Source organism: Gottfriedia luciferensis (genome assembly GCF_002156865.1).
In the GTDB taxonomy this organism is placed as follows: domain Bacteria; phylum Bacillota; class Bacilli; order Bacillales; family Bacillaceae_G; genus Gottfriedia; species Gottfriedia luciferensis.
The window spans coordinates 13,765-27,420 of record NZ_NCTA01000037.1 but is presented as its reverse complement, the minus strand read 5'-3'; the positions used below and the strand labels follow the sequence as shown (position 1 = coordinate 27,420).

Genomic DNA, 13,656 nt, shown 5'->3' with positions numbered 1-13,656 from the left:
ATTGATTGGAGTGGAAGGTGGGAGACTCCTATGGGAGTAGCGGGAAGGGTGAGACCCCGCAGGCTTGCCGAGGAGGCTCAGCTCACGCCCCATGGAAAGCGAGCATCCTGTAACGGAAATCAATCTTCTTTTTTACAGAGCCTTAAAACAAAAGTGAAATCGCTATTTACTAGGGTTAAGGCTTAACATAAAACAAGCTTTTTTATTTTCGTTCTGATACTTTACTTAATAACTCATATGAATATAAGCGGGCTGCATGATCGAAAACAGAACCATTAACCATGATTTCATCTGCTTTAGTCTCCTCTAAAACACTTTGTAGCTTTTCAGTGACTGTTTCAATGTTACCAATTGCAGATAATCTCATTTGTTTTTCTAAAGTTTGTTTTTCGTATGGGCTCCAAATCTCATCCATATCTTCCACTGGTGGTTTCAATAAAGCTGGTTTGCCACCTCTTATTAAATTTAAAAATGATTGCTGTTGAGTTGTAAATAATTTTTTTGCTTCTTGATCTGTATCTGCAACTAAAACATTTAATCCAATCATTGCATAAGGTTCATCTAATACCTCTGAAGGTTTAAAGTAATTATGGTAAATTTGCATTGCTTGTACTGTATAGTCAGGTGCAAAATGGGCTGCAAATGCGAATGGTAATCCTAGTTCGGCAGCTAATTGCGCACTAAAACCGCTAGAACCTAGTAACCAAATTGGTATATTTAATCCCTCTCCAGGAACTGCTTGAACACTAGCTGTTCCAGCACCATTTATTGGATTGAAATAATTACGTAATTCATCTAGCTGTGCAGGGAAATCTTCCCCACTGCGTAAATCTCTTCGTAAAGCTCTTGTCGTTAACATGTCACTACCAGGAGCTCGGCCAAGTCCTAAATCGATTCGACCTGGGTAAAGTGATTCTAGCGTACCAAATTGTTCTGCTATGACTAATGGTGCATGGTTTGGTAGCATAATTCCACCTGAGCCTACTCGAATAGTTGATGTACCACTTGCAATATGACCAATAATGACAGATGTTGCTGAGCTCGCTACTGCTGGCATATTATGATGTTCAGCAAACCAGTAACGGTGATATCCCCATTTTTCTGCATGCTGAGCTAAGTCAAGGCTATTTTTAAATGCATCGGCGGGAGTGCTTCCTTCAACAACGGGTGCTAAATCCAATACAGATAAAGGGACTTCATGTAGTTTCTTTGCCACTTTATTTTGGAAACGATTATTCGTCATATAATTTTCCTCCTAAGAAAACTAGAAATATAATTTATAGGAAATACGTTATTTAAAAAACAAACTGTGTCATAAAATTATACAGTATGGAAAGATTATAGAAAATAAAATGACATTTTACAAGTTTTTGAACTCTAAAAGACTCAGACAAGTAATCTTATTTTTGGTAACAAACAGTACTTTTGGAAAAAGTAAAAAAATTTGTAAATATATGTATAGAATAATTTTTTGGATTCATACTATCATTAATCTGATAAACAACATCAGAGCATCCAAAAGACAAAGGAGTCGACAATATGGCAAACAGAAGATCTTCAAATCAATATGTTGCACCAAATGCATCATCAGCAATTGAGCAAATGAAGTTCGAAATAGCTTCTGAATTTGGAGTGCAATTAGGACCAGACACAACTTCACGTGCTAACGGTTCAGTAGGTGGAGAGATTACAAAGCGTCTAGTTCAAATGGCAGAACAAAGCCTAGGCGGATATGCTCGTTAAATAAAGATTGGGATGGAAAGTAATCTTTCTATCCTTTTTTTATTTCTTTCAAAATATAAATACCTTCCAGAATGGCTATATAATTTAAGAATAAAAGGACATTGAAAACTACTTATACTTGCAAGGGATTCATAAACGAGAGATAATAATGTCACTGGATGGTGATAAAATTGTCAAGTTGTAAAAATTCCGTTACTCCAAAGTGGTTCGGATTTGCTATTCAGGCATTAGTTTTACTATCAACTACAGAAGGTGTTACACCAAGTAAAGCAATCGCAAAACATATAAGATCAGGTGTATCATTTATGAGAAGAATTATGGCTCCTCTCGTAAAAGAGAAAATTGTAGAAGCAAGAGAGGGACGAGATGGTGGTTATTTACTAGCTAAGTCACCTGAGGAAATTACCTTAAAACAGGTTTATCTAGCTCTGCAAATGACAGAACCTCTTTCAACCGCATTAATTGAATCCACATCTGACTGTACTAGTGGACGTGTAATGAATAATGTTTTTACCGACTTTGCAATAGAAGCAGAAGAACACTTACTTGGCTTTTTATGTAACTATACATTGGCTGATTTTGTAAAACGTGCTAGTCATAAATCAATCGAATCACAGTAAAAATATCGTACAAAATAATGTACGATATTTTTATTTGGTTTCTTTTTTGGAATAGATGTGGGAAATAGAGAAGTGCAAATAAAAAAGTCAAAACTGCAAATAAAATTAGTGAAGTGCAAATAAAAAAGGTGAAACTGCAAGTAAAATTAGTGAAGTGCAAATAAAAATATCAAAACTACAAATAAAATGCTAAATCTGCAAATAAAAAGTCCAAAACTGCAAATAAAATCACCCAATCTACTTAAAAAAGTTATATTTCATAAAAAACATAATTAATAAGCAGTTAAGTAGTTTCAAAGCCACTCAAAAAGCTCTAATTTTTTCAAAAAATACCTTAAATCAACCCTGAAACAAGCTTTTACACAAAAAATAAACAAAATGCACTTGAATTGAGAACAGTTATCAGATATACTGTTCTTAAATCAAGTGCACTTAAAACAAAACACAAGAATAACAAATTTTTTTAAAGATTACTGTCTTCAAAGGAATAATTACGTTAAGCTAATTATTTTTATCTATGAATAAATTTTACGCTTAACTGTTCTTAAGTTAAGTTCAGTAATCTACGCTTAACTGTTCTTAAATTAAGTTCAGTAACAAAGAAATAAAAAAAGGGAGAGAAGTTTATGAAGTGGTTTATTCGTATTATCAAAGCAATTTTAATAATAGTTTTCTTAATGTCAGGGATTGTGAAATTAAGTGGTAATGCACAAATGTTACATGATTTCAAAGAGGTATATGGATATTCAAAGGGCATGATGTATTTGATCGGTGTGTTTGAAGTTATAGGAGCAATTGGTTTATTCGTAGGTTATTGGAAGAAAAATATAGGTAAGCTTGCTTCGTCAGGGCTAGCTATTATCATGGCTGGAGCGGTATTTACTCATTTACATTCAGGGCAAGGCATGAATGTTGCATTGACTCCTTTAATTCTGTTAGTGTTAACATTAATTGTACTATTTTCAAGAGGAGGTAAATGAAATGAATTTTCATCAAAAACCAAAAGTTTATGCTCCAACAGTTGAATTGAAAGTTGCAAGCCTAGAGCGTTCTTTAGCGTTTTATCAAGAGGTAATTGGATTAAAAATATTAGATCAATCAGCTACGAATGCAAGTTTAACAGCAGATGGTGTAAATGCATTGCTTAAATTAGAGCAACCTGAAAATATAACGCCAAGAAATGAACGAAATACTGGATTATATCATTTTGCGTTATTAGTGCCAACTAGAAAAGATTTAGGAATTGTTTTAAAACATCTTATTGAAACTAGAAACCCACTACAAGGTGGATCAGATCATTTAGTAAGTGAAGCAATCTATTTAGCGGATCCTGATATGAATGGTATTGAGATTTATGTTGATCGTCCATCTGAGGATTGGCAATGGAATAATGAGTATGTCGTGATGGATAGTAGACGATTAGACGTTGAAGGTTTACTAGCCCTTGCAGAAAATGAAGTTTTCACTGGACTACCAAAAGGAACTATTATGGGACATATCCATTTACAAGTTTCTGATTTAAATAGTACGGAAAAATTTTATTGTGAAGGCTTAGGCTTTGATGTCGTTACGAAATATGGTAGCCAAGCCTTGTTCATTTCAACTGGTCGTTATCATCATCACATCGGTTTAAATACATGGCATAGTGCAGGGGGCTCAGCTCCTAGCGAAAGTAGCGCAGGATTAAAACAATATACATTGGTATATCCAAGCGAAGAAGAAAGAGCAAATGCAATCAATCGATTAAAAAATATGGGGGCTTTTGTATCCGTAGAAAATAATACTACTCTTACAAAAGATCCATCAGGTAACACAATTCAATTAGTTGTCGGATAAGTATTTCATAACTTTAGACTGGCAAAAAAATAAGAAGACATTTACAACTGAAAAACAGTTGTAGATGTCTTTTTTTTATTCCTAATTAAGCTAGGGTGATATATCCTTGACTCCATTCCCATAGAAAAGTGCCAAAAAATTAAACGTTCTTACTACTTCTATACATATTTTTTCAAAAAAAATAATATATTTGAACAACATGTACATTTACTAACTTTTGGTGATGGGAATGAAAAAGGGGAGTGGAAAAGTGTTACATATTGTAGTTTGTATAAAACAGGTACCCGACACAAAAATCATTAAGATGAATCCAAAAACAAATACGATGGATCGTGCAAGTGCACCTGCAATTTTAAATCCATACGATGCTCATGCAGTTGAGGAAGCTGTACGAATTAAGAATAAATATGGTGGGACAGTTTCTGTTGTAACGATGGGACCGCCACCTGCAGTAAAAGCAATCCGTAAATGCATCGAAATTGGAGCAGATGAAGGATATATGATATCAGATCGAGCATTTGCTGGTGCTGATACATTGGCGACAAGCTATGCATTAACGAAAGCGATTGAAAAAATAGGACAAATTAATGAAATTGATTTAATCATTTGTGGAAAGATGACAATCGACGGTGACACTGGACAAGTTGGACCAGGTATTGCACGTCGTTTAGATATTCCGCCTTTAACATCGGTAAAGAAAGTTGAAGAAATAAATAAGGATGAAGGATATGCAATCGTTCATCGGAAAATTGAAGATGGTCATGAAGTGATTAAAACGACTTTACCTTGCTTATTTGCAGTGGAAAAAGAAATTAATGAAGTACCTTACTCCTCTTTACCAAATATGATTAAAGCTGCTAGATATAATCCAACAATTTGGGCAGTTAAGGATTTGGAGGATATCGACATTAAACAATTAGGTTTAAAAGGGTCGCCAACAATCGTATCAAAAGTTTGGGCTCCTCCAAAAGCAAAAGGTGGCACAATCTTTGAAGGAACTTCTGTGGAACAAGTAAATGAATTAATGAAAATATTAAATGAGAAGAAAGTATTATTTGAAGTGAAAGGAGGGGTTTAAGTGGATTTCTCTGAATACAAAGGGATTTGGGTATTTATTGAAGAGAACGATAAAGTCATTGCTCCAGTGTCCCTTGAACTTCTTGGTGCTGGAAAAGAGCTAGCAGAAAAACGTGGTTGCGAATTAGCTGGATTATTAATTGGTGAAAATGTGAAACCGTTAGCCTCTACTTTATTTGAGTATGGAGCGGATATCGTCTACGTATATGATGACCCAGTATTTAAAGATTATCGAACAGAATCCTATATGAAAGCTGTTCTCGAATGTTGTAACAAATACAAGCCAGAAATCTTATTATATGGTGCGACTTCTAAAGGGAAGGATTTAGCAAGTGCAGTAGCAACTGACTTACCGACAGGTTTAACAGCGGATACGACTGTATTGGATGTTGAGGAAGATACAGGTTTATTATTAGCTAGCCGACCTGCATTTGGTGGAAATATTATGGCAACGATCCTTTGTAAGAAATATCGCCCTCAAATGGCAACAGTTCGTCCAAAGGTTATGAAAGCGCTCACCCCTACTCCAGGTGCTGAAGGGGTCGTAATAGAAGAAGAAATTGATTTAAGAGAAGAAGATATTCGGACAAAAGTATTAGAAATTGTACGGGCAACAACAAAGAAAGTTCGAATTGACGAAGCAGATATTATCGTAGCAGGTGGAAAAGGATTGGGGAGTAAGGACGGCTTTCAACTAATTCATATGTTTGCCGAAACAATTGGCGCTGCTGTTGGGGCGAGTCGTGATGTAGTAGAAGCTGGTTGGGTTGAACATCATCATCAAGTTGGTCAGACAGGAGTAACAGTTACACCTAAAATTTATTTTGCGATTGGGATATCGGGAGCAATTCAACATATAGTTGGAATGCAAAATTCTGGTCTCATTATCGCAATTAATAAAGATCCGAATGCGGCAATATTTCAATCCTGTCATTACGGCATCGTAGGAGACGCATTTGAAATTGTACCAATGCTGATTAATCAATTCCAAGAAAGTATTTCTTTAAAGGAGGAAAATCACGATCATGCCGGAAAAATTTGATGTAATTGTCGTTGGAGCAGGACCAGCAGGAATTTCATGTGCATACGAACTTGCTAAAAAAGGTGTTAATGTTGTCCTAATTGAACGAGGAGAATATCCAGGTTCAAAAAATGTTATGGGTGGCGTATTATATCGCAAAATGATGGAGGATATTATACCTGAATTTTGGAAAGATGCCCCAATTGAGCGCGTAATTGTAGAGCAACGAGTTATGATGCTTGATAAACAATCAGCTACAACTTTTGGATATAAAGGACTGGAATTCGCTGAGGAGCCTTATAATAATTTCACCGTACTTCGTTCAAAGTTTGATCAGTGGTTTGCTCAAAAAGCAGTTGAACAAGGTGCTCTATTAATTAACGAAACTGTCGTATTAGAGTGTATCGTTGAAAACGATCTTGTAGTCGGAGTAAGAACCGATCGACCAGACGGTGATTTATTTGCAGATGTAGTCGTGTTAGCTGATGGTGTAAATTCACTCTTAGGAAAATCTCTAGGTTTTCATAAGGAATGGAGACCAGATGAAGTTGCACTAGCAACAATGGAAATTTTAAAACTTGATAGTAAAATTATTCAAGATCGATTTGGACTTGAAGGAAATCAAGGTGTTGCAATTGAGCTTTTTGGCGATGCGACAAAAGGAATAGTAGGAACAGGATTTTTATATACGAATAAAGATTCACTAAGTATCGGGGTCGGCACATTATTATCTGGAATGATTGAAAATAAATTAAAGCCATATGAGTTACTTGAATATGTAAAAAATCATCCAATGATTAGACCATATATTCAAGGAAGTGAACCACAAGAATATCTTGCACATTTAATTCCAGAAGGTGGTTATAAGTCGATACCTAAACTAGTTGGCAATGGAGTTATGGTAGTTGGAGACGCGGCGCAGTTAGTTAACGCAATTCATCGAGAAGGATCAAATATGGCTATGACTTCAGGAAGACTTGCAGCGGAGACGATTATGGAAGCAAAAGAAATTGGTAATTACTCTGATGTTGTCCTCAAATCATACGCAGATAAATTATTAAATAGCTTCGTAGGTCAAGATTTGAAAAAATATAAAGATGCAACACATCATTTTGAAAAATTTCCTCAATATTTCGAGCAATATATTCCACTTCTAAATAAATCTGCAAGCCAAATGTTTACAGTTGATGGTAAATCTAAATGGGAAAAACAAAAGAATATTATGAGTAATATCGGAGGTGCAAAAGCTAAGTTTAAGCTTGCGAAAGATGTATATAACGCATGGAAGGTGATGAAATAAATGAGTGAGACAAAAAAAGAAAGTACTATCGAGGAAAAACAATATCTCGTTCGTTTTAATGCGGATACAAAATCGCACTTAACTGTACTAGATTCTGATATTTGTATGACAAAATGCCCAGATAAAATCTGTACAATATTCTGTCCTGCAGAAGTTTATAAATGGGAAAATATACGAATGCACGTTGGATACGAAGGCTGTCATGAATGTGGAAGCTGCAGAATTGGCTGTCCTCATCAAAATATCAAATGGGAATATCCGAAAGGTGGGCACGGAATTATCTTTAGATTGGGGTGATAATCATGTTCTCTATAGGCAACTATGTTATGTTTAGCTTAGATGGTGCTGTGGGAACTGTTATGGAAACTAAAGACAATCAATGTTTAGTAGCCTGGGAGGATCGAGTAGTAAGTTGGGCAAGCTTCGACCTTCTAAGGAAAATTAGTTGCGCAGAACTAATTCAGATTTTCACTCCGAAGAAATAAATTACTTTGTTATTTGCACTTTACTTGTTAATTGTAGATATTTGATAAAACATATTTACGAGATTAGATAGAATTTTAAATATAGAATAGTTAAAGACATTGATTGGAGTTGAAGGCGGGAGACGAAAGAGCAGGAATGGCAGGAAAGCATAAAAGAAAAACAGGCTTAGAGGAAATCAATAAATATCTGTTCCCTTCTCCTGTACCCAGCATTTCCTTGTTCCTGCTCTTTAGCTAGTGAGAATCCTGTAAAATCAACCTTCTTTTATAAAGAGATTTGTTCTTTAGATTAGCTATTCAATTATAAAATACGTATAAATTTTGTAAGACTATTAAAAGATATAGTATCTATAAACTATATCTTTTTTATTTTTGCAAACTTAAGATGAAGTTGAATTAGGATAGACTATAAATCTCTTCACGAATACAGAGTAACTTTGTCTTTTTGTTTGTCAAAAATAATAAAATTAAAAGTTAAATTAAGGATAATTTTGAGTTAATAAAACTGTGAATATCATTATTGACTATTGAATAAATTGAACTTATATTTAATTTTAAATATTCTTACAATTAGGGGTGTTTAGATGGGTAATGCATTAGTGTTTCAGTCAGACTTTGGATTGCAAGATGGAGCAGTTAGCGCTATGTATGGAGTTTCTTGTAGTGTAAATCCAGAAATCAAGATTTACGACTTAACCCATGATATACCTCAATACAATATTTGGGAGGCTTCTTATCGCCTCGTTCAAACAATGAATTATTGGCCAATTGGGACTGTGTTTGTTTCTGTTGTAGATCCAGGAGTTGGCTCAGATCGTAGAAGTATAGTTGCACGAACAAAAACAAATCATTTCATTATCACGCCTGATAATGGAACCTTGACTCATGTTGGTAATATATATGGAATTAACGAATTAAGAGTGATTGATGAAGAAATCAATAGACTGCCAAATTCAAGTGAATCATATACATTTCATGGCAGAGACATATTTGCTTTTACAGGGGCAAGATTAGCCTCCGGTATCATCGACTTCCAAAATATTGGACCTGAAGTCGATCCAAATTCATACATAAAACTACCAGTTAAAGAAAGTTTCACAAAAAATAATTCAATTACTGGAACAATTGATATACTTGATATCCGATATGGTAGCATTTGGACAAATATTGGTCGAACTGAATTTTTAAAGCAAGGAGTAAATTACGGTGATATAGTAGATGTAAAAATAACACATCAAGGTAAAACCGTATTCAAACAATCTGTTAAATATGGAAAATCCTTTGCTGACGTGGCGGTTGGTGAACCAATTCTGTATGTAAATAGTCTTGATCAAATGGCAGTAGCAGTTAATCAAGGATCATTTACAAATGAATATGGAATCAATACAGGGATCGACTGGGAGATAAAGCTAGGATAAAGGGCACAGTATTAGTCGGAAAATCAAGGATACTTCAAATGGTACTCACTATTCTTACTTGAGCCACGATCCTACCCTTAATTCTTTACTAATTTTCAATCAGAATTTTACTTTAAAAGTTTACTTATATTTAAGTAGACTTTTTTTATTTGGATGAAATAGCTATGGTAATTTTAGTTTAAGGATTGGAAAAAAAGTATTTAAGTGAAATTATTCACAAAAAATACTTATTTTGCTCTTTTAATATGATTGTGAACAGGGGATTTGTAAAATTAAAGGTAAAATTTTAGTGAACGTTTTCACAATTTATTCACAGACAATTTAATTGCTCTTTACTATAATTGGCATTAACTTCATACAAGATGTCTCGATTATAGGTCGGGATCGTCTTTTGATGAAGATTATTTTTAAAGGAGTTATGTATACATGAAGTTTTCGAAAATTGTAGCAATCGGGGTAGTAAGCGTCGTTTCAACAGTAGGAGCACATTCAACTTTTGCAGCTGAAACATCTAAAGGAAGTTCTAAAGTCGGTGTTGAATTTATCGCTGGATCTGGTCCAGTAACACCAGTCGATCCGGTAGACCCAGAAAAACCACTTGATCCAGGTCCAACTGATCCGACCGATCCACCAACAGGGGAAACTGGTCCACTAACTTTAGACTATGTTTCTTCAGTACATTTTGGAACAAAAGAAATTTCAAGTAATAATCAAGTGTATTTCTCTAAATCTAAAAAGCCATTTATTCAAGTTACAGATCGGCGTGGAACAGGAGAAGGTTGGAAAGTAACAGCTAAAGCTAGTAAATTTTCCAATGGATCATACGAATCCCTTCCTGGAGCAGTTATATCTTTTAAAAATGGAACTGTCGCGTCAGCAAGTAATGGAAATGCTCCAACACCATCTCAATCGATCACGTTGAATGCGGATGGGTCAACTGCTTCAACCGTCGTTACAGCAGCACCTAATTCTGGGTTAGGTACATGGTTAACAAGATGGTTAGGACCGAATCCTAATGTAAATGATGGTGCAGAAAATGAAAATGTCACATTAACAATTCCAGGTGGATCAGCAACAGTTGGAAATCATGAAGCAACGATTACTTGGACTTTGACTGATGCTCCTGGTTTAGAGTAAAACTTAAAAATATTACATATAACATACATTTAGCTTGATCATTGGACATTGAACATTTGATCAAGCTTTTTCTATTAGTAACTTTTACTAATATTTCCTTATAATTTATAATGGATAAGATTTTCTTTTTTAATTGCAGATAAGTAAGGGTGGAGAAGTATGGAAACAAATACTATTTTGGCAAGTAGATCAAGTAGGTTTTTAGCATTTTTAGTAGATATATTTATCAGTTTTCTTTTTACAGTCATCATTTCATTTAGTACAGGGATTGCAAATCCGTCATCATTTTATAAACCTAGTGCTGTCGATCACTTTCATTTTTCGGATTTTTTAGTTTCAATCATATGTACAATCATTTTTTATATACTAATTCCTACATATATTTGGAAAGGACAAACATTAGGTAAAAGGTGGTTAAGCATAGCAGTCGTGACTGAAGATGATCAAGAAGTAAATTTAATGACAATGATTTTAAGGTCGATTTTTTCACTTTTAGGAAGCTTAAAAGTTCCTGTACTTTCTATTATCATAGGTTTTATTGCATTTATCGATCCATTTTTTATATTTAATGCAAAAAGAAAAACTCTTCATGATCTAATTGCAAACACAAAAGTTATTGATGTTTAAAGTACGAAAGTAAACCTTTTGCGCAAATATACACATTGTAAATTTAAGTTTTTTAAAGCATTTCTTTTTATGAGAAATGCTTTTTATTTTTGTTGAAAGTAAACGTGTGTTTTTATAATAATATAATACAAAACAATACTAATTTATTGTAAAACGATAAATTACATGATAATATCATTTTATCATTAAATAAGTGAAGTGCTTTAAATGAATGTTAAACGAGGTAAAATTTAATTAACGAGGTGCTTTTTATGAAACAAGCAACGACACTCTTTTTAAAGCTAGCAGTTTTTTTTATAGGTATCCCAGTTCTTGCATTGTGCATTTTTTTGGTACCTAAGATTGGGAATTTTGCTGGAGAAATGTATCCAGATCTTACTTATATCAAATCTCTAGTTTTAATCGATATGTATGCGGCAGCAATACCTTTTTATTTTGCTTTATATCAAGCTTTTAAACTTTTAAGTTATATTGATAAAAACCAAGCGTTCTCGGAATTATCGGTAAAGGCTTTAAAGAATATAAAATATTGTGCCATCACGATTAGTAGCTTGTACCTACTAGGTATGCCACTCTACTATCTTATGGCGAAAAAAGTAGACCCTCCAAGTTTCATCCCAATCGGATTGATCATTATTTTCGCCTCTATGGTGATCGCCGTTTTTGCGGCTGTTCTCCAAAGACTGTTACAAGAAGCTATTAATATAAAATCAGAAAATGATTTAACGATCTGAGGTGAGTATCATGGCGATTATTATCAATATTGATGTGATGTTGGCAAAAAGGAAAATGAGTGTAACGGAACTTTCGGAGAAGGTTGGAATTACGATGGCGAATCTTTCTATTCTGAAGAATGGGAAAGCAAAAGCGGTTCGTTTTTCAACATTAGAAGCGATTTGTAAGACTTTGGATTGTCAGCCAGGTGATATTTTGGAGTACAAAAGTGATGAAGACAATTAAATAAAAACATACAAACACACTGAAGGGATAGCTAGTTTAAGCTATCCCTTCAGTGTGTTTGCAGCTTGATTTATTTTAAAATTTTCATTTGGCGAATATGGTCGCGTGTTTCTTCGGAACCTAATTCATAAATCATTTCATAGGCTTGTTTTAAAAAATAGTCGTATCCATTGTATAATTCAAGGCTTTTGTTTTGACTGTCTGTTGTAAAAGAAGGAAGGAATGCAGCCTGAACACCAGTAGCTTCGTCGTAACTATCGATTTCATGAAAAATTCTTTCAAGCCGATGTTTTTCATCGATTGTTGCATCAATTTCTAACTCATAAGGTGCATCACCTTGATTAGGAACGATTGTTTTTGCTTGAACTGAAACAAAATATCTCCTTTTTTCCATATATAACTCCCTTTTAACTATTTTGGTTATCACTACATCTTTATTATCTTCCCTTGAGTTGGCTTTATTCAGAATTAGTAATCGACTAAATAAAATCACTGTTCATATAAAGGAATTTCTGAAATGATATTGAAATATAAATTGATATTATGTTTAATAAGCGATAGATAAGGGGGATTGAAATATGAAAGGGTTATATCGAGATTTTTTCCTTCATTTCGATATTATAGTGATGGGATTACTTTTTTTGATTGGATTTATTTATAGTGTAGGGTTTCATTTTTCTTGGGTCATATTACTCGTTTTTATTGTAGGCTTAATCTTTTTTATGTTTAGTGAATATATTACACATCGGTTTTTATTTCATTTAAAAACACCTGAAAATAAATTGATGCTTAAATTTTTGAAACGAATTCATTACGATCATCACACTTATCCAGACGAACTGAAATTGTTGTTTTTACCGATTTGGTATAGCATTCCTAACCTAGGTACACTTTGTATCATTTATTTTTTGATAACAAGGGACTTAACACAAACGATTGCTTTCGGAGCAGGTTTAGTTTTTATGCTGCTAGTATATGAATGGAAGCATTATGTAGCGCATCGACCAATAAAACCGATTACGAAAGTAGGCCGTCATATTAAAAAACTGCATATTCTACATCATTTTAAAAATGAAAACTATTGGTATGGCGTATCTACACCGATATTTGATGGGATTTTTGGAACTTTAAAAGATGAAAAAGAAGTTGTAACTAGTAAAACTGCGAAAGCTTTAGAAGAAAGAATGTAAAAAGTTAATTAAAAGTACAGTGATATATTCACTGTGCTTTTTTAATGAGAATTTGTCATTCAAAAGTTTTTGCTTCTGTAATTTTCTTTAAATAAATTACAAATATTGACTATATTAATGTTTTATTAAAATTGAAAATATGGTAAATAATTAGATGTTTTGCTCACTATACTGAGAGTAGGGAGGGATGATTGTGGTAATGAATCGAACTCATCTAAAGAAAAGTATTAGAGGCAATTCAG

General features: G+C 33.8%; 17 protein-coding genes. 15 read left to right on the top strand and 2 right to left on the bottom strand.

Annotation, left to right across the window (positions count from 1 at the left end; all coding sequences use genetic code 11):
- Positions 1-202 precede the first annotated feature (202 nt).
- Positions 203-1,243 (bottom strand): LLM class flavin-dependent oxidoreductase, encoded by a 1,041-nt coding sequence (locus B7R67_RS18005; RefSeq protein ID WP_088072373.1) that lies wholly within the window; start codon positions 1,241-1,243, stop codon positions 203-205.
- A 296-nt stretch (positions 1,244-1,539) separates the two neighbouring features.
- On the opposite strand from B7R67_RS18005, the gene B7R67_RS18000 reads away from it, so the two are divergent.
- The 14 genes from B7R67_RS18000 to B7R67_RS17935 all read left to right on the top strand — a co-directional run bounded on the left by B7R67_RS18000 (position 1,540) and on the right by B7R67_RS17935 (position 12,224).
- Positions 1,540-1,743: an alpha/beta-type small acid-soluble spore protein gene (locus B7R67_RS18000; RefSeq protein WP_088072372.1), complete on the top strand. Its 204-nt coding sequence runs from the start codon at positions 1,540-1,542 to the stop codon at positions 1,741-1,743.
- A gap of 170 nt (positions 1,744-1,913) precedes the next feature.
- A complete protein-coding gene (locus B7R67_RS17995) occupies positions 1,914-2,363 on the top strand; it encodes an RrF2 family transcriptional regulator (protein WP_158095142.1) in 450 nt (149 codons plus the stop codon).
- A gap of 626 nt (positions 2,364-2,989) precedes the next feature.
- A complete protein-coding gene (locus B7R67_RS17990; RefSeq protein WP_088072370.1) occupies positions 2,990-3,343 on the top strand; it encodes a DoxX family protein in 354 nt (117 codons plus the stop codon).
- Between the two features lies 1 nt (position 3,344).
- Positions 3,345-4,199, top strand: a complete 855-nt coding sequence (locus B7R67_RS17985; RefSeq protein ID WP_088072369.1) for a VOC family protein — start codon at positions 3,345-3,347, stop codon at positions 4,197-4,199.
- 250 nt (positions 4,200-4,449) lie between these two features.
- Positions 4,450-5,277: an electron transfer flavoprotein subunit beta/FixA family protein gene (locus B7R67_RS17980; RefSeq protein WP_088072374.1), complete on the top strand. Its 828-nt coding sequence runs from the start codon at positions 4,450-4,452 to the stop codon at positions 5,275-5,277.
- The gene (locus tag B7R67_RS17975; RefSeq protein WP_088072368.1) at positions 5,278-6,318 is read left to right on the top strand and encodes an electron transfer flavoprotein subunit alpha/FixB family protein; all 1,041 of its coding nucleotides are present in this window, start codon (positions 5,278-5,280) and stop codon (positions 6,316-6,318) included. It abuts the gene before it with no gap.
- Positions 6,302-7,597 (top strand): FAD-dependent oxidoreductase, encoded by a 1,296-nt coding sequence (locus B7R67_RS17970; RefSeq protein WP_088072367.1) that lies wholly within the window; start codon positions 6,302-6,304, stop codon positions 7,595-7,597. The genes B7R67_RS17975 and B7R67_RS17970 overlap by 17 nt, the downstream gene beginning before the upstream one ends.
- Complete coding sequence (locus B7R67_RS17965; protein WP_025568180.1) at positions 7,598-7,894, top strand: ferredoxin family protein; 297 nt, start codon at positions 7,598-7,600, stop codon at positions 7,892-7,894.
- 5 nt (positions 7,895-7,899) lie between these two features.
- On the top strand, positions 7,900-8,082 hold the full coding sequence (locus tag B7R67_RS22225) for a tudor domain-containing protein (protein WP_088072366.1): 183 nt from the start codon (positions 7,900-7,902) through the stop codon (positions 8,080-8,082).
- 584 nt (positions 8,083-8,666) lie between these two features.
- Positions 8,667-9,500, top strand: coding sequence for an SAM hydrolase/SAM-dependent halogenase family protein (locus B7R67_RS17955; RefSeq protein WP_088072365.1), 834 nt, complete (start codon positions 8,667-8,669; stop codon positions 9,498-9,500).
- A gap of 426 nt (positions 9,501-9,926) precedes the next feature.
- On the top strand, positions 9,927-10,637 hold the full coding sequence (locus B7R67_RS17950) for a WxL domain-containing protein (RefSeq protein WP_088072364.1): 711 nt from the start codon (positions 9,927-9,929) through the stop codon (positions 10,635-10,637).
- A gap of 159 nt (positions 10,638-10,796) precedes the next feature.
- Positions 10,797-11,264 carry an RDD family protein gene (locus B7R67_RS17945; protein WP_088072363.1) on the top strand — a complete coding sequence of 156 codons (468 nt, stop codon included), beginning with the start codon at positions 10,797-10,799 and terminating at the stop codon, positions 11,262-11,264.
- Positions 11,265-11,515: 251 nt separating this feature from the next.
- Positions 11,516-11,998, top strand: a complete 483-nt coding sequence (locus tag B7R67_RS17940; RefSeq protein WP_088072362.1) for a DUF2975 domain-containing protein — start codon at positions 11,516-11,518, stop codon at positions 11,996-11,998.
- Positions 11,999-12,008: 10 nt separating this feature from the next.
- Positions 12,009-12,224: a helix-turn-helix domain-containing protein gene (locus B7R67_RS17935; RefSeq protein ID WP_088072361.1), complete on the top strand. Its 216-nt coding sequence runs from the start codon at positions 12,009-12,011 to the stop codon at positions 12,222-12,224.
- A 70-nt stretch (positions 12,225-12,294) separates the two neighbouring features.
- Here B7R67_RS17935 and B7R67_RS17930 read toward each other — a convergent pair whose 3' ends face one another.
- Entirely contained in the window at positions 12,295-12,618 is a 324-nt protein-coding gene (locus B7R67_RS17930; protein ID WP_088072360.1) for a hypothetical protein, read from the bottom strand.
- Between the two features lie 184 nt (positions 12,619-12,802).
- Between B7R67_RS17930 and B7R67_RS17925 the strand changes: the two genes are divergently transcribed.
- Complete coding sequence (locus B7R67_RS17925; protein ID WP_088072359.1) at positions 12,803-13,414, top strand: sterol desaturase family protein; 612 nt, start codon at positions 12,803-12,805, stop codon at positions 13,412-13,414.
- The last annotated feature ends 242 nt before the right edge of the window (positions 13,415-13,656 follow it).